Origin of the sequence: Nannocystis exedens (assembly GCF_002343915.1) — a bacterium.
GTDB classification, from domain to species: Bacteria; Myxococcota_A; Polyangia; order Nannocystales; family Nannocystaceae; genus Nannocystis; species Nannocystis exedens.
The window spans coordinates 2,927,734-2,951,032 of sequence record NZ_NETK01000001.1 but is presented as its reverse complement, the minus strand read 5'-3'; the positions used below and the strand labels follow the sequence as shown (position 1 = coordinate 2,951,032).

The 23,299-nt window shown below is 68.6% G+C and carries 26 protein-coding genes and 1 pseudogene; 14 read left to right on the top strand and 13 right to left on the bottom strand.

Going from position 1 to position 23,299, the window contains the following annotated elements; all coding sequences use genetic code 11:
* Nucleotides 1-6: 6 nt before the first annotated feature.
* Together NAEX_RS11435 and NAEX_RS11430 are read right to left on the bottom strand one after the other, a co-directional pair.
* On the bottom strand, nucleotides 7-894 hold the full coding sequence (locus NAEX_RS11435) for a hypothetical protein (RefSeq protein ID WP_096327544.1): 888 nt from the start codon (nucleotides 892-894) through the stop codon (nucleotides 7-9).
* 9 nt (nucleotides 895-903) lie between these two features.
* The gene (locus NAEX_RS11430) at nucleotides 904-3,354 is read right to left on the bottom strand and encodes a protein kinase domain-containing protein (RefSeq protein ID WP_170135649.1); all 2,451 of its coding nucleotides are present in this window, start codon (nucleotides 3,352-3,354) and stop codon (nucleotides 904-906) included.
* A 209-nt stretch (nucleotides 3,355-3,563) separates the two neighbouring features.
* Here NAEX_RS11430 and NAEX_RS11425 point away from each other — a divergent pair, with 209 nt between their 5' ends.
* The 5 genes and pseudogenes from NAEX_RS11425 to NAEX_RS11415 all read left to right on the top strand — a co-directional run bounded on the left by NAEX_RS11425 (nucleotide 3,564) and on the right by NAEX_RS11415 (nucleotide 8,132).
* Nucleotides 3,564-3,842: a hypothetical protein gene (locus tag NAEX_RS11425; protein ID WP_143141501.1), complete on the top strand. Its 279-nt coding sequence runs from the start codon at nucleotides 3,564-3,566 to the stop codon at nucleotides 3,840-3,842.
* 307 nt (nucleotides 3,843-4,149) lie between these two features.
* On the top strand, nucleotides 4,150-5,508 hold the full coding sequence (locus NAEX_RS11420; RefSeq protein WP_096327541.1) for a phospholipase D-like domain-containing protein: 1,359 nt from the start codon (nucleotides 4,150-4,152) through the stop codon (nucleotides 5,506-5,508).
* Nucleotides 5,509-5,760: 252 nt separating this feature from the next.
* A complete protein-coding gene (locus tag NAEX_RS50020) occupies nucleotides 5,761-5,997 on the top strand; it encodes a hypothetical protein (protein ID WP_170135648.1) in 237 nt (78 codons plus the stop codon).
* Nucleotides 5,961-6,110 (top strand): annotated as a pseudogene (locus tag NAEX_RS54455) (SEC-C metal-binding domain-containing protein); the annotation flags it as partial. The gene NAEX_RS50020 and the pseudogene NAEX_RS54455, both read left to right, overlap by 37 nt.
* Before the next feature lie 27 nt (nucleotides 6,111-6,137).
* Complete coding sequence (locus NAEX_RS11415) at nucleotides 6,138-8,132, top strand: DUF7986 domain-containing protein (protein WP_245913679.1); 1,995 nt, start codon at nucleotides 6,138-6,140, stop codon at nucleotides 8,130-8,132.
* A 277-nt stretch (nucleotides 8,133-8,409) separates the two neighbouring features.
* Here NAEX_RS11415 and NAEX_RS11410 read toward each other — a convergent pair whose 3' ends face one another.
* Nucleotides 8,410-9,066, bottom strand: a complete 657-nt coding sequence (locus tag NAEX_RS11410; RefSeq protein WP_143141502.1) for a DUF6892 domain-containing protein — start codon at nucleotides 9,064-9,066, stop codon at nucleotides 8,410-8,412.
* A 103-nt stretch (nucleotides 9,067-9,169) separates the two neighbouring features.
* A complete protein-coding gene (locus NAEX_RS50015; protein ID WP_170135646.1) occupies nucleotides 9,170-9,316 on the bottom strand; it encodes a hypothetical protein in 147 nt (48 codons plus the stop codon).
* Between the two features lie 380 nt (nucleotides 9,317-9,696).
* Here NAEX_RS50015 and NAEX_RS47685 point away from each other — a divergent pair, with 380 nt between their 5' ends.
* A complete protein-coding gene (locus NAEX_RS47685) occupies nucleotides 9,697-9,885 on the top strand; it encodes a hypothetical protein (RefSeq protein WP_143141503.1) in 189 nt (62 codons plus the stop codon).
* Here the strand turns inward: NAEX_RS47685 and NAEX_RS11405 are convergent.
* Entirely contained in the window at nucleotides 9,871-10,836 is a 966-nt protein-coding gene (locus NAEX_RS11405) for a LysR family transcriptional regulator (RefSeq protein ID WP_096327538.1), read from the bottom strand. The genes NAEX_RS47685 and NAEX_RS11405 overlap by 15 nt on opposite strands.
* 112 nt (nucleotides 10,837-10,948) lie before the next feature.
* Between NAEX_RS11405 and NAEX_RS11400 the strand changes: the two genes are divergently transcribed.
* The 4 genes from NAEX_RS11400 to NAEX_RS11395 all read left to right on the top strand — a co-directional run bounded on the left by NAEX_RS11400 (nucleotide 10,949) and on the right by NAEX_RS11395 (nucleotide 12,765).
* On the top strand, nucleotides 10,949-11,701 hold the full coding sequence (locus NAEX_RS11400) for an SDR family NAD(P)-dependent oxidoreductase (RefSeq protein WP_096327537.1): 753 nt from the start codon (nucleotides 10,949-10,951) through the stop codon (nucleotides 11,699-11,701).
* A gap of 86 nt (nucleotides 11,702-11,787) precedes the next feature.
* Nucleotides 11,788-11,991 (top strand): hypothetical protein, encoded by a 204-nt coding sequence (locus NAEX_RS47680; protein ID WP_143141504.1) that lies wholly within the window; start codon nucleotides 11,788-11,790, stop codon nucleotides 11,989-11,991.
* A 31-nt stretch (nucleotides 11,992-12,022) separates the two neighbouring features.
* Entirely contained in the window at nucleotides 12,023-12,247 is a 225-nt protein-coding gene (locus NAEX_RS54450) for an AMP-binding protein (protein WP_100793555.1), read from the top strand.
* Nucleotides 12,244-12,765: a hypothetical protein gene (locus tag NAEX_RS11395; protein ID WP_143141505.1), complete on the top strand. Its 522-nt coding sequence runs from the start codon at nucleotides 12,244-12,246 to the stop codon at nucleotides 12,763-12,765. Before NAEX_RS54450 ends, NAEX_RS11395 begins: the two co-directional genes overlap by 4 nt.
* 104 nt (nucleotides 12,766-12,869) lie before the next feature.
* Here the strand turns inward: NAEX_RS11395 and istB are convergent, their stop codons facing one another.
* From istB to NAEX_RS11380, 3 genes are read right to left on the bottom strand one after another with little or no spacing between them, the layout of a single operon-like run.
* A complete protein-coding gene (gene istB / locus NAEX_RS11390) occupies nucleotides 12,870-13,634 on the bottom strand; it encodes an IS21-like element helper ATPase IstB (protein WP_096325670.1) in 765 nt (254 codons plus the stop codon).
* Entirely contained in the window at nucleotides 13,615-15,105 is a 1,491-nt protein-coding gene (gene istA, locus NAEX_RS11385; RefSeq protein WP_096325671.1) for an IS21 family transposase, read from the bottom strand. Before istA ends, istB begins: the two co-directional genes overlap by 20 nt.
* Nucleotides 15,102-15,476, bottom strand: a complete 375-nt coding sequence (locus tag NAEX_RS11380) for a hypothetical protein (RefSeq protein ID WP_096327535.1) — start codon at nucleotides 15,474-15,476, stop codon at nucleotides 15,102-15,104. The genes istA and NAEX_RS11380 overlap by 4 nt, the downstream gene beginning before the upstream one ends.
* Nucleotides 15,477-16,934: 1,458 nt before the next feature.
* Between NAEX_RS11380 and NAEX_RS11375 the strand changes: the two genes are divergently transcribed.
* Nucleotides 16,935-17,618, top strand: a complete 684-nt coding sequence (locus tag NAEX_RS11375) for a hypothetical protein (protein ID WP_096327534.1) — start codon at nucleotides 16,935-16,937, stop codon at nucleotides 17,616-17,618.
* A gap of 393 nt (nucleotides 17,619-18,011) precedes the next feature.
* On the opposite strand, the gene NAEX_RS11370 is transcribed toward NAEX_RS11375, so the two are convergent.
* Nucleotides 18,012-18,245, bottom strand: coding sequence for an MYXO-CTERM sorting domain-containing protein (locus NAEX_RS11370; protein ID WP_096327533.1), 234 nt, complete (start codon nucleotides 18,243-18,245; stop codon nucleotides 18,012-18,014).
* On the bottom strand, nucleotides 18,242-18,832 hold the full coding sequence (locus NAEX_RS11365; protein WP_096327532.1) for a hypothetical protein: 591 nt from the start codon (nucleotides 18,830-18,832) through the stop codon (nucleotides 18,242-18,244). Before NAEX_RS11365 ends, NAEX_RS11370 begins: the two co-directional genes overlap by 4 nt.
* Nucleotides 18,833-19,072: 240 nt before the next feature.
* Between NAEX_RS11365 and NAEX_RS11360 the strand changes: the two genes are divergently transcribed.
* The 3 genes from NAEX_RS11360 to NAEX_RS47670 all read left to right on the top strand — a co-directional run bounded on the left by NAEX_RS11360 (nucleotide 19,073) and on the right by NAEX_RS47670 (nucleotide 20,078).
* A complete protein-coding gene (locus NAEX_RS11360) occupies nucleotides 19,073-19,333 on the top strand; it encodes a hypothetical protein (RefSeq protein ID WP_096327531.1) in 261 nt (86 codons plus the stop codon).
* An 83-nt stretch (nucleotides 19,334-19,416) separates the two neighbouring features.
* Entirely contained in the window at nucleotides 19,417-19,683 is a 267-nt protein-coding gene (locus NAEX_RS11355; RefSeq protein WP_096327530.1) for a sigma factor, read from the top strand.
* An 11-nt stretch (nucleotides 19,684-19,694) separates the two neighbouring features.
* A complete protein-coding gene (locus NAEX_RS47670) occupies nucleotides 19,695-20,078 on the top strand; it encodes a hypothetical protein (RefSeq protein ID WP_143141531.1) in 384 nt (127 codons plus the stop codon).
* Here the strand turns inward: NAEX_RS47670 and NAEX_RS11350 are convergent.
* The 3 genes from NAEX_RS11350 to NAEX_RS11340 form a co-directional block, all read right to left on the bottom strand.
* The gene (locus NAEX_RS11350) at nucleotides 20,050-20,658 is read right to left on the bottom strand and encodes a hypothetical protein (RefSeq protein ID WP_096327529.1); all 609 of its coding nucleotides are present in this window, start codon (nucleotides 20,656-20,658) and stop codon (nucleotides 20,050-20,052) included. The two genes, NAEX_RS47670 and NAEX_RS11350, sit on opposite strands and share 29 nt — an antisense overlap.
* Nucleotides 20,659-20,811: 153 nt before the next feature.
* Nucleotides 20,812-21,717, bottom strand: coding sequence for a sigma-70 family RNA polymerase sigma factor (locus NAEX_RS11345; RefSeq protein WP_143141532.1), 906 nt, complete (start codon nucleotides 21,715-21,717; stop codon nucleotides 20,812-20,814).
* The gene (locus NAEX_RS11340) at nucleotides 21,644-23,110 is read right to left on the bottom strand and encodes a tetratricopeptide repeat protein (protein WP_096327527.1); all 1,467 of its coding nucleotides are present in this window, start codon (nucleotides 23,108-23,110) and stop codon (nucleotides 21,644-21,646) included. The genes NAEX_RS11345 and NAEX_RS11340 overlap by 74 nt, the downstream gene beginning before the upstream one ends.
* Nucleotides 23,111-23,299: the final 189 nt, after the last annotated feature.

Sequence of the window (23,299 nt, the reverse complement as noted above, 5' to 3'; positions counted from 1 at the left end):
AGCACGTCAGAAGCGAGCGCGGAGGACGAGGCCCCCGGGTGCGGGCAGGAGAGCGGCGCGGGACGTCGCACGCGAGAGGCGCTTTGCGCCGACGCCGGTCAGCACGGCACCGACGACGAGAGCGCTCCCGCCGATGACAGCGGTAGCGAGCATCGGCGCCTGCAGCCGATGATAGTCACGGGCGAGAGCGGCGCTCTGGTCGGCCACCGTGTCGGGGCCGACGGGGCCGTTCGCTTCGTACAGAGCGTCGGCCTCGCGCCAGATGTCGAGCATGCGGCCGCCCAGGACGCCGGCGGCGGTGGCGAGACCAACACCGACGCCGAGGGTCACGCCTCCGGCGATCAGCAGTTCGCGGCCTCGCCCCAGCGCGGTCGACCGGGCTGAAGGGGGGCGCCCCTTCACCGGCAGCAGTGCATCGACGTTGGGTTCACCCGCTTGCGGCCATGGCGGCTGGCTCGCTGCGGCGAGTGACCCGGCGGGGGACCCGCTGGCAGAGGAATCTGTCGTTGCGACGGGGGTTCCGGCGGGCGTCGTGTCCGACGTCGCGGCGGCGCAGGTGACACCTGCCCGCTTGACCCTGTCGACGTCCCGGGCCTCGATCTCTGTCCATGCCGCGCGCTCCTCGGCGTCCGCGAACGGCCCGCTTGCCAACAGCTCGCGGGTCAGCTCGAGAGCGTGGCAGAGGTGTTCGCCCTCGCCGGTCGCTCCGTGCAGGGCGATGAGGCTAGCGTGCGCGCCGTGAAGTGCGTCCGGGCGGTGGACGCTCGGGTCAGCGGCCAGCTCGCGGAAGAGGTCGAGCGCCTTGCGGAAGTCTCCGGCGTTGAAGGCCGCGTCGGCCGCCTGCTGTGATGGCGGCGCGAGCATCGTCAGGGCGAGCGTGAGGCGCATCAGCATGGCGGGCTGCTACGTAGCATCAAAGAAGACGTGGCGGCGGGGGGTCTCGGCGTGAACGTGAAGGCCGACGAGTGCGTCGCGGATACACCGCGCGTGCAGCGAGTCGGACGGGACGTTGCTGAACTCGGCAGGCTCACCGGGCGCCAGAATCACGACGACGCGGCGAGGTTTGGCCCCGGCAGCGTCGAGGCACCTGCGCGCGCGCGTCTCGGCGTCGTGCATGCGGGCCTCCCAGGTCCCGGCGGGTGTCGGGGTTTGGGCAGGCGGCGGTTTGCGCGGCCGCGCCGTGTTCGTCGGCGCGACGCTCTCCTGATGACTCGTGCGGGGCTGTGTCTCGCCGCTCTGCGAGGCCGCGGGCTCGGGCTCCGCGGCGGTCGGGCGCTCCGCGATCGGGGCCACGTCAAGCGCAGGCGTGGACGCACTGGACGTCGCTTCGCGGATCGAGGAGGTCAGAGTCTCTAATTCCTTGCGTTCAATTGGTGCGACCGACGTTTCGTCGCGTGACACGACGGCGAGCGGGATCATCACCGCCGTGGCGATGGTGATCGTCAGCGCCAGCAGAGCGAAGAGGCGCCTCGAGTGGGATGACGTGGTCGGTGCTGCCGCTGTCGGGGCCTGTGCCGCCGTCTGAGTCGCCACGGACGAGGATGATGGTCCCGCCGCTGTCGGGGGCGACGCTGTTGGCCCCACGCTCGGAAGGGGTTCCGCCGGTTGCATTGCGGCCGGCTGGCTTGCGGCGGTCGACGTTGTCGCAGCAGGCGTCGGTGTCTCCTCACGCTCCGCGGTCAGCTCCGCCTCGAGTTCGGCCTGCTCGTCAGCCAGGGCAATCTCGATCGCGGCGAGCGTCGGCCGAGCGCCCGGCGAGGGGTTCAGCATGGACAGCAGCAGGCGCTCGAGGCCACGGGAGCATGCCGGACACACCCTGCGCGGCGAGATCGCCTCGCCGCCATCTGCGGGAAACGGGCGCAGGCCGGTGAGCAGGCGGTACAGCAGCAGCCCGAGCGCGTACACGTCACTGGCGGCGGTGAACGCCCCGCCGGAGCGCACCTCCGGAGCCGCGTAGTCCATGCGGTGCAACGGCTTCTCCTTCGCCGGCTCCACGCGATCTTCGGGTGGGGTCGCCCAGCGCTCCGTGAGGCGCGCGTAGAAATCGGGCGACACCTGCGCCTGGTCGAAGTCGAATAGCCACGCCCTGGGCGTCTCCCCCCGCTCGATCAGGACATTGCCGGCATGCAGGTCGCGGTAGACGAGGCCGGCGGCGTGCGTGGCAGCGAGCGCGCCCGCGAGCTGGCGACCGATCGTGATCACCTCGTCCACGCGCAGGTGCTTGTCGGGGCGGACCAGGTCCGTCGCGGGCACGCCGGAGCACAGCTCTGTCACGAAGAAGTGCTCCGTGCCGTCCTCGCCGCAGTGGAGGATCCGCGGGATGTTGGGGTGGTGCAGCGCCGACAGGATCTTGGCCGCCCGCAGGAATCGGATCACGTCATCCTCGCCCGGGTCGGCGCTGCGCAGCACCTTGAGGGCGACCTCGCGTGACAGCCGGCGATCCGAGGCGCGATGGACGATCGCGCTGGCGCCGACGCCGATGACCTGGAGCTTGTCGTAGCAGCCGCCGAACAGGCGCCTCGGCGCTGGCGTCGCCGGGAACATGGCGAGGATCGCCTCGAGTCCGCGACGAATATGATCCACGGACGGAAGGCGGTCGCCGGCGTCCGGCTCGAGCGCCGCGCGGAGCAGCCGGGACAGATCTTCGGGCGCGTCGCTGCCCGGCACCACCTCGTGGATCGATCGCAGCCTGGTCATGCGCGGCAAGAGCTGCGTGCAGAGCTGGTAGAGCGTCGTCCCCAGCGAGAACACGTCCAGGCTCGGCGTGGCGTCGCAGTGCCCCGCCTCGGGCGGCAGATACTCGGGCGTGCCGATCCGGTGGCCGAGTTGAGACTTGAGTCGCGGCGACATCTGCGAGGCGAAGCGCGCATTCTGAGCCTCGTGAAAGGGAGCGCCGACGCTGGCGAGGCCGAGATCGATCACCTTCGCGACCGATCGATCGGCGCCGATCGCGATCATGATGTTGTCCGGCTTCAGGTCACGGTGGATCACGCCCGCTGCGTGCAGGACATGCAGGGCGGTCGAAATCTGCACGCCGAACCGTGCCACGTCGCGCCACGGCAGCGGGCCTTGAGCGAGCCGCTGCGACAGCGTCTCGCCCTCGAGGTACTCGAGCGCCAGGTAGAGCTGGCCGTCCGCAGTCTCCCCGAACGCGATCGCGCGGACGATGTACTCGCACTGGATGTTGCTCAGGACTTGGGCCTCGAGCTCGAAGCGGCGCCGCGCCGATGCGCTGGCGCGGTGCAGGATCTTGATCGCCACATGGCACTTGCGCGTCCGGTCCTTCGCCAGGAACACATGGGCCATGCCGCCCTTGGCCAGCCGGCGGACGACCTGGTAGCGGCCGTCGATCACCTCGCCGATGAAGTCGGCCCCGACCTCCTTGTGCTCGGACCAAGTCCGTCCGCTGGGCGAGGGGGTTGGAGAGGTCCGCCCGTGGGGCGAGGGGGTTGGAGAGCTCTCCATCGTCGCGTCCTTCCGTCGCCCCTGAGGCTGCCACAAGCCGTTCACTCCAGGTTGGTTGACATAGCCTGAACATACCATCATGTATGTGTGGCCTTCTCGTGCAACGGGAGGTGGTCTTGCAACCAGCGCACGACTGTGTCGGCGAGCAGGCCGCGGCCGGCGAGCCCGCGCTCGATCGGTCGCTCGGACGTCTCGAGGGTGTTCGGTCACCTCGCGGACAAACTTCGGCCGCACGATGCGCGTCACAAACAGCGACCCGGCAGGCGCTCGAGCACCTCGCTGACCTCCTCGCCGATCCGCATAAACGCGTCGAGTTCATCGAGCTCGACGTCGATCGGCAGGATCTCGACCTCGACGCGCGTCAGGCGCTCGGGTAACGGCCTTCGCCCCGCCGGCGACAGCTACGTCGCTGCGAAGTAGCCGTCGTCACCGCTGCGGTGCTGGCTGGCGGAGTCCCGCCGCGCCATCGGACGTTTCACGACGGGGCATCCGGGACTGGAGGTGGCACCGCACCGTCTGTGTGAAGCAGACCGACCTGCGCAGCTTATGTCGACGCATATGAACGTCATGCATCCTGCCACCCATCGCTACACCATGCAATGGCGTCACCGCATTAAATGCGCTCGCAAACGCTTTCGCTGCCGCGCGCTTGCTTTTTCAACGCGCCAATGCAACGACTGACGAATGCCACGTCTCCAAGCCCACCCCTCGTACCTCGCTCTCGCCCTCGCCGTTGCCGCCTGCGACCCGATGACGGAGGGCAAGGAGCCCGACAGCGCGCCCTCCGGATTTGCCAACCTCGACGAGACGCCCGGCGTGGACGCCTGGGTTCACTTTACCAACCCCGATTCTCCGCCGTATCCAACGCAAAAGGGGCCGAAGAAGAAATTCGAGAAGGACCAAAACGAGCTTGGAGAGGATCCAACCATCCTCTTGGAGATCGAACGCCTCATCGCCAGCACCCAAGAATTCCACGACCAGGTGCCGCAGACAATCCGCGGCGCGATCTACAGTTTCGACCTCCCGCGCTTCCTAAAAGCTTTCCAGAAGGCGGAAGAATCGAACAAGATTGACATTCGCCTCGTACACGACGGGCACGACCAATATGACCATAAAAAAAAGGAGCACGCTGCCGCCCAGGCCCTGCACAGGCTTCTGCGTAACAAACATCACTTCTGCGGAAACGGCACGGATGGCGAGAACAAGGACGAGGGAGATTACAGCTACAATGGATGTATCGCATCACACCATGCCGGTTCCATGCACAGCAAGTTCTTCACGTTCAGCAAAGCCAAGGACCCTGACGGGCTGCCCCGTTCGCACGTGGTGTGGATCAGTTCGGCGAACCTCACCAAACAGACAGGCGGCAATTCGTTCAACACCGCCATCACAATCTACGGCAACCAGGAGCTCTACAAATTCTTCAATGACTATTTTCTTGACCTTGAACTCGGAAGCGACTTCGCCGACGATGAGCCGGACGACGGCAACGACTACTATGTCCCGAACGGCAATGGGCATTTCGAAAGCGGCCCGGTCGGGGTGTACATCTCCCCGGAAATTGACAGCGACTTGGTCCTCAATCAGTTGAAACTAATTTCCCCCGATAACTTGTGCCGAGTGCATGTGGCGCAGATGGCCGTTAGCAATGATCGACACGCCCTCGTCAAAAGATTAAAGGAGCTTGCAGAAGGTGGGTGCAAGATCCGCGTCGTCGCTGGAAGCATCGGCAAGGTCTCACTGGCCACGCTCGACGCGGCCGAGATCCCGCGCAGGGTCAACAACGTACATGACAAAAACGTCTTGATCTACGCAAAGTTCGCTGGATCCGAGATGCCCCGGTACATTGTCCTCACCGGTTCGCACAATTGGACCGGTCCGGCAAAATTCCGCAACGATGAGATCCTTCTGCGCCTGGAGTCCAAGGCGCTGTACGAGGCATTCCTCCAGCACTTCAATGACGCATTTGACGCGGGAGACAAGTGCCCCGACCTTGACGAAGCTTGCCAGAAGGTCGTCGATCCCTACAGTCAGGGTGACTGACCGACATAGTGCCTATTCCGGCCATCGCGATCACCCCGATGGTCGTGCCGGCGCTTGAGCTCCTCGTCACCTCGCCCGCGACGCTCTGGGTCATCGCGCCCGCCGGGACTGCGCTGCTCGACAGGGTGCCGGCCTGGATGTCGGCGAGGGCGACGTCGACGATGTGATCTTCGCCGAGGTGTTCGGCGAGCCGATCGAGGCGGCGATGGCCGACTTCGCCGACTACCCGATCTGCAGCAGCGGAGCAACCGCATGGGCTTCGAATTGCCCGATATCATCCGCTTCACCCGCATCAAGTCCATCAACGCGGGGACCCCGCTCGCGCGTACTGTTGCGCGCCCAGCCGCGCCGGCTCGCCGCGTCGCCCTGGTGATCGGGGCGAGCAGCGCCTCCGTCGACGGGGTCGCGCTGCTCGTGGGCGGGGTGGGGCCCGCGCCCGAGCACGCTCGCAAGTGCGATGTTCAGCCGCGCGACGCGGATCCGCGCTGACCGTCGTGCCCTGGCTTGTGCGACACTCGTTCTGGGGGGATCACGTGGGGAAGATCGGGCGCAACGAGTCTTGCCCGTGCGGCAGCGGGAGGAAGTACAAGAGGTGCTGCCTCCTGAAGCGTCCTACCCGGGCTACGGCGGTGGCGCACGCCTCGGCCCAGGCGCGGCTCAGGGCGCTCCTCGCGGAGCCGCGGTTCAACGCGATCGACGACGCCCTACATGAGGTCTTCTACGGGCCTGCGGGGGTGTACATCGAGCATGACGGATCGGTCAGCGAGTGCCTGCTGGCAACCGATACGTTCAAGAGCTGGGTGGTGTTCGACGTCCCGCGTGAGGATGGTTCGTTCCGCGTGGATGAACTCTTGCGCGGGCCGAACGTGCTCCCGCCGGAAGAGCGCCGGTACTTGTTGATGATGCGGGCCACGGTGATGCGCCTGTACGAGGTCGTCGACGTCGAGCCGGGGTACACGATCACGGTCCGCGACGTCCTCGACGGCCGCGAGGTCTTCGTCTACGAGACCGTCTTCTCGTTGGAGGTGCAGCGCGGAGACCTTGTCGCGGCGCGTGTCATCCAGGTCGGTCCCTCGGGCCTCCCGGAGATCAACGGCGGCTTCCTCCCACAGCACGACGTGCCGAGGGACCGGCAACGCGCCGAGTTGGTCGAGCACCTCGCCGCGTTGAGGCGAGAGCGCCCGCAAGCATCGGACACGGACTTGCTCAAGACCTTGCCGCCCTTCTTCTACCGCCGGTGGCAAGCGTGGCGCGAAGCGCAGCTCGGACCGCCGGTCCCGCAGAAACTTCGGGTCATCGACTCGGCCGCCGCACGGCGGGAGGCCGACCGCGACGCGGAGGAGCTGCACCTCGAGCGGCACTTCGCACGTTGGCTCGATGAGCCGGAACCGACACTGAACGGGCTCACTCCGCTCCAGGCGGCGCGCGAGGAGGACCTGCGCCCGCGGCTCGTCGAGAGCCTGCGCGAACTCGAGGACAGGTACAAGGTCGCGCTGCGGCGGCAAGAGCCGGCCTACGATCCCTCGTGGTTGTGGCAGCAACTCGACCTCCGCGACGAGGATGAGGAGGCGGAGAGGCTACGGCATCCGCCACCGCTGGGCCACGAGATGCTCGAGGCCGGCTTCCCTGGTCTCAAGGAGGCGGTCGCCGCGATCGTCGGGCGGATCGGCGGCGAGGAGAAGGACCGGATGCAGCGGACCTACTCGCGCGACGACCTTGCCCGTGACCCGGCGTATCGCCGCTATGTGCTGGACGGTGGTATCAGCGAGGCCCTCAGGAGGGGTGACGCCGCGCCCACGGACATGGCCGAGCAGTTCGCCATCCCGCTCGAGCTCTGCTGCAACTTCGAGCTTCACCTGCGCAAGGTTTTCTGGGTCGACGAGCGCCTGAGCTGGACGCTCGGGGTCGTCGACTCGAGAGTCGCCGGAGACATGCTCCGCGTGCCGTTCCCGGCCTTCGCGCTGGTGTTCACCGACCGCCACGCGCTCGGGCTCGCCGAGCGTCTGGTCTCCCGGATGTCGGATGACGCTCGCTGGCGCGGCGTGTTGCGCGTCGTGACCGTCTACGTGATCGAATTCCCCCACAGCGCCGACCGCCGGTGCGTCCGCCTCTTCTTCGCGTGCGACGCCCTCGACCTTCGCGGGCCGTATCTCATCCAGCGCGATCTCTGGATCGAGTCCGGGGCGTCGCTCGACACCATCGTCCATGACCCGGGCCCGGGCACCCAGAACCTCGAGGATCCGCTGTTCTGTTGCGCCCCGCTCGAGGGCCTGCTCCGCCTCGTGATCAACGCCCTCCTGCACGCGACCAGCGCCGAGTCCGAGTCACAGCGCCGCGAGCCTCCCGCGAAGCGAGCCGAGGCGCGACCACGAGGACCAGCCCGACACTACTCGTCCGAGACGATCCACTTCCTGCCGGGCAAGATCGACATCTCCCTACTGCGGCGGATCCAGCAGGTGATCCGAGGAGGCGGCGGTGAACTGCTGCACCGATCCCTGGTTCGCGGACACTTCCGCGGGCCTCATCCGGCTTGGAAGGATCAGCGCATCAAGTTCATCGAGCCGTACTGGCGTGGGCCGCCCGACTCCAGCATCGTCGAGCGGCCGTACCGCCTGAAGCCGTAGAGACTTGACGATCGAGCCCTCGGAGTTCGTACTGGTGGCGTCGGCGTGTTGGGTCCTTGTGACGCCTGTCGGGCCGGCTCGGCAGCGACGGGTACGAGAACGAGAACGCTCCTTGAGGGCGCGCGGTTCCGCTGGCAAAGTCACCCGGTCGATGGCCGAGGTTCACACCGCCTGGGGGCTTGAGTCGCCTCGCACCTCGCTAGTACAGCCGGCCCGAAGTTCTCCAGGGGTCGTCGCGGTTGAGCCGCGTCCACAAGAATCCGGCCGCTGCGGACGGTCAGCCCCGCGGCAGCGTCAGCGGCCGCGCTGACTTCGGTACCGCGTCCATCCCCTCGACGATCACCTCGACCTTGCGTGCCCGCAGCTCGCCCAGCACCGCGGACTTCGCCTGGCCGCCCGCCAGCAGCAGCCTGGCCCACCGGAGCGCCGGCAGCTGCAGCAACGGCTGCAGGTCCGCGTCGGTCGCCAAGGTCAGCTTCTTGAGCCCCGCAAGCCCCTCGATCCCGGCGAGCGAGTGCACGTAGAACGTGTCGTCCTCGCCATGCCACAGCGGCCACACCTGGTGCTGCACCTTGTGCCCGCCGCCCTCCCACCACAGCTCCGCGATCTTCGCGAGCGCCTGGTCCGGCACCGCGAGCGACACAAGCGCTTGCAGCGTCTTCGTGTTGACGCGGTCCTGGCTGGTCGCCTTCGGGATCTTCGCCAGGTCGAGCTTCCGCGCCTTGCTCAGCGTCTCGACGACGGCGAGCCGGAGCGCGGGGTCCCGCAGCGCTTCGAACTTGCTCATGCCCACCACGATGCCCGCGGCGCCCGTTCGCGGCAAGCCGCCCTCGGCCTCCCAGATGAGGGGCCGCGCCTCCGCAGCGGGACCGAGGCGGTGGTGTCTAGGCCGATCGGCCGCGCTACCCCACCCCATCATCGTCGACGCGGTCATGGCGGTCTGAGCCGCGACCCTGACCGAGCCAAACGGCGAGCAGTGCAGTCGTACCTGGTGACTCTCGGCCGGCCTTGCGGCGGGAACACGGCCACCTCGACCACTACAGCCCGCCATGGTGCTCGTGTTGAGCCTTTTCCTCAGCGTCGTGGCGACGACGTTCCTTGCGGGCAACCTGGCTGGTGTCTGGACGGGGAGTGGCGTCGACGTTCTCGTCGTGGATCGCGACCCGCTTGGCCGCGTCAATCACCTCGTCCAGTTCCCGCGCAGAACCGCACTGTCAGGCGACCGGACGCGAACGGGGTCGACAGCATCGAGGTGCTCGAGTGTGACGAGGAGCGAGCGCTGGGGCCCGAGAACGAGAAGGGCCCGCCCCAAGAGGCTTCTGGCCTGGTGGCCGTGTGGTGGCCAAACCCGGAGGATCCTGGTTCACCCTGGACCCACGCGTGACACCCGCGCTCCCTCTCGAAACACCCGTTTGCTGGAGAATCCGCGGCTTTCGGCGAGCGGGGGTGTTTCTGAGGGATCGCGTGTCGGCCCCGGCGTCACGTCTCGTTCTACGAGGAGACCCTCGGCTACCTCGGCACCGTCCAGACGCGGGGTCCGCTCGCCGCCGGCGCCTCCGAGCTCGTGAAGTTCAACTTCCCCACCGACCAGGTGCTCGGTGGCGTTGTTGGCCTCCTTGCACTCGTTGAGGGCGCCCTTCTTCTCCATGTCCTCGTCGACGACGGCGTAGATGACGGACGGGACCTCGCCTGTCCGCAGCCGGTCGAACGCCGAGGGATCGGCGCCGCGTCCGATCGCTTATCGTCGTGGTGAGCGCTGGCGGCCAGGGTGCAGCGCTTCGCGGACGAAATCGACGAAGACGCGGATCTTCGGGGCCAGGAAGCGGCCGCCGCGGTGGAGGAGGTAGAGGCTCGGACCCGGCGCGATGTATCCGGGGAAGAGATGAGTGAGGCGCTGCTCGTCGAGCTCACGCTGCACGCTCGGCCGGGGGAGGATGGCGACGCCGGCGCCCGCGAGCAGCAGTTCCTTCGTGAAGGCGATGCTCGAGCTAGCGAAGAAGACCGGCAACCGGAGAGAGACCGTCTCGTCGCTGGCCCGGCGGACGAGCGTGAGTGTCGTCGGCGCCGCGGTGTCCCCCATGCCGATGAAACGATGCGTCGCGAGGTCGTGAATGCGGCGCGGGGCCGGTCGGGCCGCGAGGTAGGACGGCGAAGCGACCAGGATGCGCTCGAGCGGCGCGTCGCCGACCCGGACCGCGACGAGGGACGAGTCGGCGAGGGCCGTGGACGCACGGAGCGCGACATCGAAGTGCTCGGCCTCCAGATCGACGAGCCGGGAGGCCAGACTCACCGCGACGACGACCTGCGGATACTGCTCCGCGAAGCGCAGAAACACCGGGGCGAGCGCCGCGTCGAGGCCAGGCACGGCGGCCACACGGAGCTGGCCCGACGGTTCGGCTTCTCGGCCGTACACAGTCGTCGCGTTCGCATCTCCGAGGAGCTCGAGGATGGCGCCGACGCGCGCCCGATACCCGGCGCCGTCCGCCGTCATCTCGACGAGCCGCGAGGATCGGCGAAGCAGCTCCGTACCGAGCACCGATTCGAGCCGGGAGATGCGGCGGCTCACCGTCGCCTTGCTCTCCTGCATCACCTTCGCCGCGGCGGTCAGCGAGCGCAGGTCGCACACGAGGGCGAAAGCACGGAGATCGCGCACGTCGTCGACGAGCGTCGCGTAATCGGAGCCGGGGAGCTTGCCGGGAGCCATCGCGAGAGCCTAGGCGAATCGTTGCAAGGCTTGCAACGACCGGTTTCCAAACGAGCGCTCGATCGCCGCGCGGCCTCGAAGTAATCAATCTCCGAGGAAGGCAGGAGATTTCATGTCGAAGCAGCTCGAAGGCAAGGTCGCCATCGTCACGGGGGGAAGTAGCGGCATCGGTCTGGCGATCGCGCGTCGTTTCAGGGACGAGGGCGCCCACGTGTTCATCACCGGACGACGCGCCGATGAGCTCGAGACGGCCCGCGCCGCGCTCGGGGCGGACGTGACGGCCGTGCAAGGCGATGTCTCGAACAGCGAGGACGTCGACCGGCTCTACGCCACGGCGCGCTCCGAGCGCGGAAGGGTCGACATCGTGGTGACCAACGCCGGCATCGTCGAGCAGGCGCCCCTCTCCGACGCGACGGCGGCGCACTACGAGAAGATGTTCGACGTGAACGTGCGGGGCACGTTGCTCACGGTGCAGAAGGCCCTGCCGCTCCTGGCGGAAGGCGGCGCCATCGTACTCGTCTCCTCGTGCATGAACGTAAAGGGCTACGCCGGGCACAGCGCCTACAACGCCACGAAGGCCGCGGTTCGCTCGTTCGCGCGAACGTGGGCGGCGGAGCTCAAGGACCGTGGAATCCGCGTGAACTGCCTCAGCCCGGGGCCGATCGATACGCCGATCATCGAGCTACAGACCGGTTCGGAGGACGCCGCCGCCGAGTTCCGGCGCACCGCCGCCAGGATGGTGCCGCTCGGCCGGCTGGGCCGACCCACGGAGATCGCGTCGGCCGCCCTCTTTCTCGCGTCCAGCGAGAGCAGCTTCGCCACCGGCATCGATCTGGTCATCGACGGTGGGATGACCCAGCTCTGACCGGACGGGCGGTGAGGACCCGCTCGACACCCGCAGCTTCGCCGCGAGAACGGCGAGCCAGTCGATCGTCGAGGACGACGAACAAGGTGCCGATCACGCTCGAAAGCTTCAACCTCGCCGCGGCAGAACGGCTCATCTGCGAGCAGGCACTGCTGCAGGCCGGCTCGATCGTCCACGCGGCCAAGCTGCTCGGCGTCACCTCGGGCCGAAGGCTCGGTCGTTCCCGAGGACTCCTCCGGGGTCGTGGAACACGGCACGTGTGCAAGGGGGGCAGCCATTGCCGGCGTTGACACGCGTGGGTCGTTCACAGCCGACCCCCGTATGAGCGGCGCGCAGTACGTGATCGACACCGCCTACGTCCTCTACACATCAGGCTCGACCGGGCGACCGAAGGGCGTGGCCATGACGCACGGTCCGCTCGCCAACCTCACCGGGTCCGCGCTCGCGTGGGCTTGGGGCGGAGCAACGCAGAGCCGTCCAGCGAATCGGCCGGCTCCCTCGCTCTCTTCGCCACCTCGCCGTCGACGGGTAACATGGCGCCCATGACCACGCCGGAGCACTGCCTCGTCTTCCTCGCCACGCTGCTCGTCGCATGCGCCGGTCCACCACCGAGCAGCGTGCGACCGCCGCCCGCGGACACGACGACTGACCCGCTGCCGTGCGTCGGCCGCTCCCGTCGCTCCCGCGAACACGACCCCACGCTCGGCACCATTCACGTCCGCACCTGGTGCGAGTGGGACCACGTAATCGTCGAGCGCCGCGGCTCGGCGTGGGCGGAGCACTGCCTCGTCGAACGTGAGCACGCCCTGACGATGTGGGACGCCACCCGTCGCGACCAGGTCGCGGCCGTCCTCGCCGCACTGCCCGGTCGCGCCGCGAGTTCCCTGCAGCCCGCGCCACCCCCGGACCCGCAGCCCCCACCCGAGGAGCTATTGGTCCCGATGATCCAGACGAGCTGTCCGTGCCCGCGTGCAGGCGACTCCCGCGGCGAACACTGCTGGGACCACCCGTGCGATCCGCCCCGACTGCCGGACCCCACGCCGACGAGCCCGACCCCCTGTTGACGACGGCGTAGATCCGCGTAAATCCAGCGGCAGAAATCAGCGGCGAAAATCGGCGGCAGAAAACGCCGGCGAGGCCGGCGTCGAGCGAGGGTGACCGTGGCGGCTCAGGATTTGCGACGAGAGCGCCTGGCGGCTCTGCGGGTCGTGTTGCGTTCGACGGTCTCCTTGTTCCGGTAGGATTCGGCGTCGATGGTGAGGACCTCGGCGTTGTGGCACAGGCGGTCGATGACGGCGACGATGCTGGTCGCGCTCGGAAACACCTCCTGCCACTCGCTGAAGATCCGGTTGGTGGTTACGATTGTCGAGAGTCGTTGGTATCGCTGGCTGACCACCTGGAAGAGCAGATCGGCGTAGCCTTGCCCATAGGACATGTAGCCGACCTCGTCCACGACGAGGAGCGCGGGAGAGGTGTAGCGGCGGAGGCGCTTCCGCAGGCGCGTGGTGTCGGGCTGGGCCGCGAGATCGCCGAGCATCTGGGCGGCCTCGACGACGCGGACGGTGTGGCCGGCCCGGATCGCGCGGTGGGCGAGGTTGCGGGCGATCATCGTCTTACCGACGCCGCCCGAGCCGATCAGGACGACGTTGGTGTGCTCGCGGAGGAAGTCGAGCTCGAAGAGAGCCTCGATCGCCTCGCGGTCGATCTTCCGCGGGTGCGTCCAATCGAAGTCGGCGATCGGCTTAAAGGCGCCGATCTTGGCGCCCTCGAGGCGACGCGCGAGGCTGCGTCGACAGCGTTCGTCCTCTTCGGCCTCGATGAGCGGGCGCAGCCACGGCTCGGCCTCGATGGCGTGCCAGCGGGCGAGCAGGCCGTAGAGCCCGAGCGCGGCGGCGCGCTCGCGCAGCGTCGCGTCAGGTGTCTTCGTCGCCATCGTCGTTCTCCTCGGCGGTGAGCGCGTCGTAGGTGCGGAGGTCGTGCGGGCGCACGACGATCGCGCGCAGGCGCGTCGGGAGCTCCGGCGCCTCCCGGTGTCCTGGCGGGGCGAGCTGCTCAATCGCCTTGCGCAGCGCCGGGATGTATAGCAACTCGCGTGCGAGCGCGTCGTCGATGGCCTGCTCCAAGAGACAGGCGCCGTGGGCGTCGAGGAGCTCCTCGAGCTGACGGGTGGCGCGGGCGAGCGGCTCGCCGCGCTCGGCGAGGGCGCGCAGGAAGTCCTGGCTCCGCGGGACCGCGCGCCGCAGGCGATCGAGCTCCCGATGTGTCCGGGCGCCGGTCTTTTCGGACCACAGCGCGTCGATGTGCGACCTGTCCTCGAGGACCTCGCCGGCGCCGTAGCAGCGGGCGTGCTCGGCGATCACGTGCGTCCCGTCGACGACGCGCACGCGCTCGGCGTCGGCGACGACGACGAGCTCCTTGCAGACGTGGGTGTGCGGGATCGAGTAGTCGTTGCGATCGAAGCGCACGTACGGGGTCTTGCCGGCGCGCACGGGCTGCTGCTCGGCGCACGGAAACGGCTCGCCGGACGCCACCAGCAGCAAGGGGCGCTCCTCGGCGAAGGCGCTTTCGACCGTGCGGGCGCGGTCGTCGGGCCACAGTCTTTGCATGGCGAGGGTCTGGCAGAATGCGAGCACCTGCGCGTTGAGGTCGTCGAGGCCGACGAAAGTGCGGCCGGCGAAGAATGCGTCGCGCAGGTAGCGAATCGCGCGTTCGACACGACCCTTCTCGTTTCCCCTCCTCGGCGCGACCGGCCTGGGTTCATAGCGGTAGTGCCCCGCGAACTCGACGAGCGTCGGGTGGAGGCGGATCGCGTCGCCCTGTCGCTCGAGCACCGCGCTCTTCAGGTTGTCGTAGAGCACGACCCGCGCGGCGCCGCCGAAGTACGCGAATGCATGCACATGGCCAGCGAGGAAGCTCGGCATCCGCGCGTCGTAGAAGAAGCGCACGAACAGCGCGCGCGACCAGCTCAGCACCATGACGAAGGCCATCAGCTTGCGCGTCGCCCGGCCGACCTGGACCTTGCCGAAGTCGGCCCAGTCCACTTGGGCCTGTTCTCCGGGCAAGGTCGCAAGGCGCAGGTACGCCTCGGCCCGGCGGGGTCGCAGCTCGCGGACCACCTCGCGCAGCCGCGAGATCTGGCCGGTGTAGCCGCGCGTGCGGACCATCTGCAGGATCCGCGTCGCGCGCAGCTTCGGGTACTTCTCGAGCGTCTCGCGGATGAAGGCGCGGTACGGATCCACCTTCGTCCGCCGCTTCGGCGCCGGCAGCTTCACGCCGTTGTGCTGGAGGATCCTGCGCACCGTGCCGTGGTGCAGGCCGAGCTGCGCGGCGATCGTGCCGATCCGCCAGCCCTCGGCGTGAAACAGCCGCAGGACATTCGCCCGAGTCAAGGCCGACGTCGTCACTTCTCACCTCCGGTCAGATCGAGATCCCACTGCACGGTCGACGGCGGCCGTGGTCGTCGGAGACGGAGGACAAGACGCAAGGGAGCGAGCTCGTAAGCGTGCACCAGCGGGCTCCCGGGATCATCCAGAGTCGCGCCGAAGAGTCCCAGACCCGTGAGCCCAGACGAATCGCAGCTGCCGTCCACACACACAGCAACGCGCAGCGCATCCCCCTGCCACAGCGCGAGGCCCTCGAGCAGCGCCACCAGCGCCCGCGGATGGGAGGGCCGCGGCAGGATCGCCCGCAGCAGCTCCTGCCCCCGCGCTTGCAGCCTCAGCTCGATCGTCGTCGGTCGCGGCCTCAGCCTCATCGACCATGTCCCGATGTTCATGCGATGAATCTCCTTCTGACGCGGTCACCAGCTCCACGCTGATCGATCCCGCGTCCCGGTAGTCATCGCCGTCTCCGCCGTCCTGCGGGAGACACTGCTCCGTCACTTTCTTCGCCCGCTGCGCCGTTCGATACTTCGCCTGTCGCTGAGCGTGCTTGCGCCGACCCTTCCTCGACTGCTGATACCGTCGATTCGACGCCCGTTGCCTCCGCAGCCGCCCCTGCCTGGCGCAGCCCGGCCCGCAGTAGCGCCGCCCGCACCAGCACGCGTCGCACACCCACGTCGCGCTCCCGCACGCTCCACAGCGCAGCGGGATCCCCCTCGGCTCCCGCGGCTCGTTCGGCTCTCGATCGACGACACCTCCGTGCCGGTCCCCGTTGCGGATCCCACCGTCCTGTGGCAGCCTTCACGCGACCTGTCTCTTCGACAATGTCGCTGGGGGAGGTTGTTGGGGGACGCCGGAGAGCGCCAACTCTTGATCCCGGCGTCCCCGTTTTTTTTTCCGGCGCCTCCCCGCTACCCGGCCTCGCCACGCGGCGCCAATCTCCGGACACGCCTCCGGCCCGGCTACGCTCGACCAGAAATTCTTGTGATCTGGCCTACAAGCCTGCGGCCCGTCGAGTTTCTACCAAAACCATTTCGTCGCCTCGCCGCTGGATTTACGCAGATCGAGATCGTCGCTGACACCCCCGACCAGCCCCTCGTCCCGAACCTCGTCCAGCTCGCGCCCCGCTGTTCGACCGTCCTGTACTGACAGATGGTCGCTGCGGCCTCCTGGTCCAGGATGGCGACCGCGAGGGCTCCGATGCCCGGGCCAGTGCTCCGCAAAAATCTGGCTGTTGATCGTGCACGGGCCGCCCCGCGAGGCTCCCGGGTTGGTGGCCGTGTGGTGGCCAAACCCGGAGGATCCTGGTTCACTCCGGACCTACGCGTGACACCCGCGATCCCTCTTGAAACACCCGACTGATGGAGAATCCGCGGCTTTCGGCGAGCGGGGGTGTTTCTGAGGGAGCGCGTGTCGATTTCGTCGCGAAATTGGCTCTTTTCGAGACCTCCCACCGTAAACGGGCCCGCACGGGGGCCTAGCGCTGCTTGTGCATGATTTCACCAAAATTTCCCACGGACTCCTGTCTGGAGCTCCCTCCTGGGCCTGAATCCAGGTCGAAGTGGAACCGGCGTTTCAGATGCACGGTTTCGACCTCTTGACAGGCGAACCAAGGTTGCTCCACTGGCGCCGCTGAGATTGCCCGCCGCGGGCGAGCGGATTCACGTCCGACGCTTGACATACGTTCCGGCGTCCGCGGAAGGGTCCTCCCGCTCATGACGGCCATTGTCCGCCGCCACGGCGTCCCCGTAGCCTCGAGAGCAGGTTTGCAGTGCGCGCACCGGCAGGGGGCTTGCATCGAGCGCCGCGCCGATGGAGAACGATGTCGCGGTACCGCCCCCGCTGCCTCTGCCATGACCGACCTACCACGATCTCACCTCATCGAGGGTGCAGCCAAGCGTGCCTACCTCGCGCTCATCGCCGCCGAGCGCGGTTCGGACGTCGTTGCGACGCCGGAGATCGTCGTGTCCTTCGACGCCGAGGCCGTCGCGGGCGTGGAGCGGGAGCTCGGGCTGCGCTTCGATCCGGCCATCTTGCTCCTGTTCAGCGACGCCGACGTCTTCGGCATGTATGATCTCGATCTGGCGCAGCTTCCCTCCCTCCGGGACGAGGCGGCGGAGGCTGGCGTGCCGGCGTCGCTCGTGCCGTTGGGCCGCGATGGACATGAATGGATCTGCGTCGAGCGACGCGCGGCGGCGGCGCGGATCGTCGTGTACCCGGATGACGACCAGAGCCGGACGTCGCTGCCCGTGGCCGACTGGCTGGACGAGGTCGTGGAGCGGCACCTCCATGGGTCGGAGCCGACGGACGCCGAGCGCCGGGCGCTCGAAGCGTGGATGGCGAAGGCCACGCTCGAAGTCCGCCTGGCGGCTGCGGAGCGCACGCCGCGGAGCCCCTACCGCGTGAAGCATCCCAAGTTCGGAGAGGGCGTCGTCCAGCGCGAAGAGCAGAGCGGCGCTGATACAAAGCTGGAGATCGACTTCGGCGAAGCCGGCGTGCGTGTCCTGCTGAGCCGCTTCGTGGAGCGGCTACCGTAGCGAGCGCCCGTAACAGCCCGAGGTCCCACGCGAGGGCCGCAAGGCCGACCCGCCCCGCATTGGCGTCCTTGCGGGCCAGACGGGCCTTCAGCCGCTCGTTCTCCGCGAGCAGCTCCTGCTCCCGGCTGGTCTCGACGCGCTTGCGAGATTCCCCGAAGGCCGCCGCGCCGTGCTCGAACAGGTGACGCTGCCAGCCGTAAAAGACGCTCGGCTGCTGGTCCGGACAAAAAAACTGTTGGGGAGCCCTGACGGACCGCTGGGTTCCCCACGACAAGCGCGACCAGGTCGTCGACTTCGTGCGCAGGCTGTCCGAAAAGACAGAGGTGCCGACCGTGAATCCCGAGCACGATTACCAGAGCGGGCACGGCCTGCGCGGAGTCGTCGGGACCGTTGTCAGCGCGGCCGCGACCGGCGGCGGAGCAGCAGCGCGGCGAGCAGGGCCGGGAGACCGCTCGCACCGGGGGCGCCGTGGCAGCCGCAGCCGGTGTCGCCGATGTTCTCGCCGGGGTCGGGGGCGCCGCCGGAGCTGTCCTCCGGGATACGATTCTCGCCGCGGGCGCGGTCGCCCTCGGGTGGTTCGTGCTGGGGCTCAACATGCTCGGGGACGACTCCGCGCGTAATCGTCACTGGTCTACGATCATGGGGAGGCCCCGGCGCGCCGCATCCTGGAGCGCTGTGCGGAGCGTCTCGACGGCGCTCGCCGCCCTTGCCGACCACGGCCTGTTCGACAGCTCCTTCAGCGCCCGCGGGGTCGATCCCACTCGCCGCACGAAAGGCGAGGTCATCTCGATCGTCGCGGCGAAGTCGCATGGAAGCAGGAGCGTCGTTCCCAGATGCAGCATTGCCGAGGGCCCGGTGCCGAAGATGCCGAAGAGGCCGCGCTTCTTGGGTCGCGCCGCATCCTCCAGCAGAGCCTCGTACGACCCCGGGTCGACGCGGTGGAAGGCGGGCTCCGCGACGGAGCTCTCGTCCCACGATGCGTCTCCGATCTCGGGAAGGGCGCGCAGGTCGCCGAGCAGCATTTCCAGGATGGCCTCGCGTCGGGCGGATGCGTCCGCACCGCCGAATGGAGTGTCTTGGGGGATCTGTCGCATGCCGTGAGGCCCGATCAGCGAGTAAGGCAAGCCCGCGTCCCACGCGATGCGCATCGCGGGCGAGATGAAGTCACCAGCGATGTAGCGGCTGAGCGGCATCACCATGAACTCGATGGCCATGCCCAGCCTCTTCGACGACCATGGCCGCTTTGTCAAGCACCTTCGCCACGGCCTCGCCTCGCCGCGCAAACCGGCATTGCAAGGCTGGTACGCCCGTCCGGATAGAGGTCCGCGCGGAAGACGGACGCGTCGTGTTCGAGGTGAACAACCGGGGCCCGGGGCTACGCGGCTCCTACGACGAGGCACGCGACCTCGTCGCGCAGACCTTCGATCGCAGCCGCGCAGGCTGAGGCGCGGACATTGAACTTCGGCGGGATTGAGGGCCTGCACGGCATCGATCTGCGCCCAGAGCTGCGCCTCCTGGCGGAAGCGCTGGACGGCGACCGGATTGCCGTCGTGATCGACGTGCAGCACCGCCCGTGGTGGGCGTCGATCGCCAGCACTGAAGGTGTCGAGCTCTTCGCCGAAGCTGAGGCGATCGAGGAGCCCCATGAGCGCGGCATCGCGGCTGAGAAGATCCTGCGGGCTCTCGAGGATCGGCTTCGAGAGAAGCTGCGTTAGCCCATCGTGCAAGACGACAAGACCCGGTCGTCGATCCGAGGGCCGGGGACCGCCAGGCCGGGACCAGCTTCGCCCGCCGGCTCCTGCCGGTCGCGCGCCGGGTGACACGGGCGCTCCTCGGCTCCGGCACCGACGCCGACGACGTCTCGCAGTCCGCCCTCATCGAGCTGCTCGAGTCGGCACGCACCTACACCTGCCAGGGGCTGCTCGAGGTGTGGGCCCGCCGGATCACCGTCTGTGTCACCCTGCGCTGGCTCCGTCGCGGGCGCCGGCTGGCCGTCGTCACCCACGACGAGGAGGACCCCGGGAGCGCGAGAAGGACCAGGCGTTCCTCCGCGAGCGCGGGCTGAGCACCCCCTTCGTGCCGAGCGCCAACGTCTGCGACCCTGGCCTCGCCTGTCTCGCACCCGACCTCGCGACGGAGTGCGACCCGAGGGCGCCCGGCTGCTGCCTCCCGTTCTGCGACATCGATCTCCCGAACACCTGCCCGGGCCACGCGCGGCAGGCGGCGTGTCAGGGACCGACTTCAGCATCTCCGTCGGCTGATCACAGCCTGCCCGGCATCACGACGAAGCTCAACTACTCGGGCATCGACGTCGTCTCGCCGATCATCGTCAAGGACATGGAGGGCAAGGATGTCCACGCGGAGGCCCTGGGCGAGCGAGGCCGCCAGCTCGGGCCGTCCGGCGGCGACGCAGCGGTCGGGTTGGCGTCTACTACTCTTCGCAGACGATGGCGTTGTTGAACGTGCCGGCGAGGCTCTTTGCCGCGGCGCTCGCCGCGGGGAGAGAAATGGTGCCCGACATCGCCGCGTCGCTCGTCTTCGTGAACGTCACGACGACCCCCCGTATGCCGCCGCTATGGACGGGCGGCTGCCCGGACTTCGTGACGTGGATCTCGCCCCGGATGTCCATAAGCGTCTTCACGTCCTTCGGGCGCGCGGGACTCTTGCCGGAGACGGGGACGAAGACGGAGCTCTTCTCGATCTCCTCTTTGTAGTTGGCGCACGTGAGCTTCGCGCCCACCGGCCCATTGTGGAGCATGACGGAGTAGTCGTACTCCGCCCCGTCCTTGTAGAACGCCACGACCGGCGTCCCCGAAAGCTGCACGGACGCGGGATCCAACTTCACGTACTGATGGTCCGGTTTGACTTCGAAGACGACGGAGCTGCTCGTTTCCGCGGTCGATTGGACGACGGAGCCGCTCGGTTCCGCGGTCGATTGGACGACGGAGCTGCTCGGTTCCGCGGTCGATTTGGAGCAGCCGGCCACCGTCATGGCAGCGGCGGCAAGGACGGGGGAGCGAAGGAGGAAGTGTCTCGACATGGTGGGCTTCAGATCGCCTGGGCTCTTCGCTGGGGCGCGGTTCGCGGGTGGTGAGGGGATGGACGAGCCACGGCGCCAGACGTGGACAGGCTGTCTCACCGCAAGGACGCAGCGAGGGGCTCGACCGTCTCACCAAATTGTTGGGCCCTGAACCTATTGCCCCGACTCATCCCCGCCGTGGGTCTGGCGGAGGAGCTTTGGCAGCGTTCCGTAGAGGTTCGAGGCGACGAGCCGCATCAGCTGGCCGAGCTCCTCGGCCGGAAGGCCGAGCGAGGTCATCAGCCGGGTGCGGGTCCGATTCACCAGATCGGCCCGGGCCTCGGCGAGCCAGCGCGCGGCGGTCGCGCGCGACACGCGGTAGAACGTACCGATCTCCTCGAGCGTGAGCTGATCGATGATCTGAAGGCGGAGCAGCGTACGACTCCGCTTGCTGAGCTCGGCGAGGGCCGCCGCGAACGCACGCTTGAACTCGTCGCGGTAGCTGGTCTTGAGGAACGCGAGCGCCTGATCGTCGCCTTCGTCTGCGATCGCCTCAAGAGTCTCGTCCTCGATAGCGAGCTCCTGGCGCTTGCGCCCGAGGCTGATGGCGGTGCGCACGGCGGAGCTCCGCAGCCATGCCGCGAGGGCGCCTTGACCACCAAACCCTGCGAGCTTCCTCGAATCGCCCACGACGAGCTTCATCAGCAGCTCCTGCACGACGTCCTCGACGGAGAGGTGGCCGCCAAGCCGGGCGACCACGCGTGTGGTCGCGGTGCGGGTCAGCCGCTCGAGAATAGCCAGCGCTGGCTTGTCCCCCGCGAGGCACGCACCCACGAGGTAGACGTCGGACACCGCGAGCTGCGCGAACCCGGCGACGAGGTCGGGCTCGCTGTCAAGCCACGGCGCGAGGGCGTCGAGCCAGAGCTCGTGGCGGATCGCCAGCTCCGGCCACTTCGTGCGCGTCGCCGTGATGGCGGCCTCGAGCTGGGCGGCGAGCTCGGTGACATTACCGGGAGCGAGCGTGTGCCCGGTACGCGCGGCGAGCTGGAGGGCGAGCGTACGCATGGTCAGCGCGACCACCGCTGGAGTTGAGCGTGCAGGACAGCTCGGATCGCCGCGTGCGGCTCGCCCTCGCGGTCGGCGAGCGCAGCCATCGCCTTGTGGGCGAGCGCGACGGCGCGACGGCGATCGCCACCGCGGGCCTCGATGTCGGCCAGGATCGCCCACGCGTGGGCGCGCTCCGGCGGCTCGGCGTGCGCGCGCGTCCAGGCGGCCAGCGCCTGCTCGGCGGCGGTTCGCGCCTCGGCATCACGGCCAACATCGCGCGCGCGCGACCAAAGTGACGCTCGGCGTCCTCGATATCGCCGTTCTCACGCTCGAGAATCGCCAGGTCGTGGAGCGTTCGGCCGACCTCGGGATGCTGTGGCCCGAGCGCCGCCTCCTCGATCTCGAGCGCACGACGGAGCTCGACGGCACCCTCGGCGATCCGTTCGCTCTTGCCGAGCGCCGAGCCGAGGGAGCCGATGGCGCTGGCGAGGGCGAGGCGACGAGCCGGATCACGTGCGGCCGCGACCGCGAGCCGCGCGATCACGCGCCGATAGTGCACGATCGCCTCATCGGTTCGCCCGAGCTGGAGTAGCGCGTCGGCGCGCACGATCTCGATGCGCTCGCTACGGGGGAGCCCGCGCGCGGCGAACGCCTCGACCGCATCGCAGACGCCGAGCGCGTCCGCGGCGCGGTGGTCGTCGATCAGGGCCGCGGCCTCGACGAGCAGTGCTCCAGCGAGCAGGTCGTCTTCTCGCGCGTTGCTCGCCGCGCGGGCTGCCGCGATCGCATGGTCGCGCGCCGCGGTTCGCGCGTGCACATCGAGCTCGACCCTGGCGACCGCCAGCATCGCCAGGGCCTTGGGCGCCAGCTCGGTCGAGCGCTCGGCCTGCGCGAGCACCGCAGGCGCGTGAACCCTCGCTTCCTCCCATCGCCCGGACCGCTGGAGTGCGTCGACCATCGCGGTGGACGCGAGCAGCGAGGCCGATGCCGGGGAGGTTGTGGTGCGCGCCTCGACGCACTCGGCCGGGCTGGGCAGGGCGGCAGCGGCGGCGGTCGCGTGATCGACGACGCTGGCGTCGGCCTTCTCCCACACGGCGAGCTGTGCGCGGAGCTCTCCGAGCTGTCGATCGAGGCAGCTTACCCGCGCGGCTCGCGCCGCCCCTGCCGTGCAGGCGGAACGTCGCTGGAGCCGCCACGCATCGGTCCAGTGCGCGATCAGCGAGGTGATCGAGGTGAGCGTGGCCGCGCTGCGCTCAGGCGCGACCGCCGCGAACTGTCGCGCGAAAGCCGCCCGCGCGTCCGTGTTCCACACGGTATCGACGAGCTGATCGCCGCACGGCGCTTCATGCTGCGCTGAGGGGGCGAGCAGCCCCATGCCGATCACGATCACCGCGCCGATCGCGGCCGCGACCATCAACGTCACCATTCGACGAGTGCTCGAGCGCGGCTAAAAGGTTCGCACGGACGTGGGGGGCCAGGGGAGAGCCGAGGAGGGGGTGATGAAGCGCACATCCATGCGCGGGCAGTCGGGGCCGGCGTCTCCCGATCGCCTCGAGAGCCGGGGGCAGCCCGGATCGACCGCGCCCGGAGTGCCCGCAAGCTGTACCGCCGCCAC

Bases quoted from the DNA above. Each gene is read 5' to 3' on its own strand.
- NAEX_RS11340 (WP_096327527.1), bottom strand. From the start codon at position 23,110: ATGGTGACGTTGATGGTCGCGGCCGCGATCGGCGCGGTGATCGTGATC.
- NAEX_RS11380 (WP_096327535.1), bottom strand. From the start codon at position 15,476: ATGAACATCGGGACATGGTCGATGAGGCTGAGGCCGCGACCGACGACG.
- NAEX_RS11395 (WP_143141505.1), top strand. From the start codon at position 12,244: ATGACCACGCCGGAGCACTGCCTCGTCTTCCTCGCCACGCTGCTCGTC.
- NAEX_RS11420 (WP_096327541.1), top strand. From the start codon at position 4,150: ATGCCACGTCTCCAAGCCCACCCCTCGTACCTCGCTCTCGCCCTCGCC.
- NAEX_RS11375 (WP_096327534.1), top strand. From the start codon at position 16,935: ATGACCGACCTACCACGATCTCACCTCATCGAGGGTGCAGCCAAGCGT.
- NAEX_RS11410 (WP_143141502.1), bottom strand. From the start codon at position 9,066: ATGACCGCGTCGACGATGATGGGGTGGGGTAGCGCGGCCGATCGGCCT.
- istB (WP_096325670.1), bottom strand. From the start codon at position 13,634: ATGGCGACGAAGACACCTGACGCGACGCTGCGCGAGCGCGCCGCCGCG.
- NAEX_RS11365 (WP_096327532.1), bottom strand. From the start codon at position 18,832: ATGGCCATCGAGTTCATGGTGATGCCGCTCAGCCGCTACATCGCTGGT.
- NAEX_RS11405 (WP_096327538.1), bottom strand. From the start codon at position 10,836: ATGGCTCCCGGCAAGCTCCCCGGCTCCGATTACGCGACGCTCGTCGAC.
- NAEX_RS54450 (WP_100793555.1), top strand. From the start codon at position 12,023: ATGAGCGGCGCGCAGTACGTGATCGACACCGCCTACGTCCTCTACACA.
- NAEX_RS11400 (WP_096327537.1), top strand. From the start codon at position 10,949: ATGTCGAAGCAGCTCGAAGGCAAGGTCGCCATCGTCACGGGGGGAAGT.
- NAEX_RS11435 (WP_096327544.1), bottom strand. From the start codon at position 894: ATGCTGATGCGCCTCACGCTCGCCCTGACGATGCTCGCGCCGCCATCA.
- NAEX_RS11350 (WP_096327529.1), bottom strand. From the start codon at position 20,658: ATGTCGAGACACTTCCTCCTTCGCTCCCCCGTCCTTGCCGCCGCTGCC.
- NAEX_RS50020 (WP_170135648.1), top strand. From the start codon at position 5,761: ATGGGCTTCGAATTGCCCGATATCATCCGCTTCACCCGCATCAAGTCC.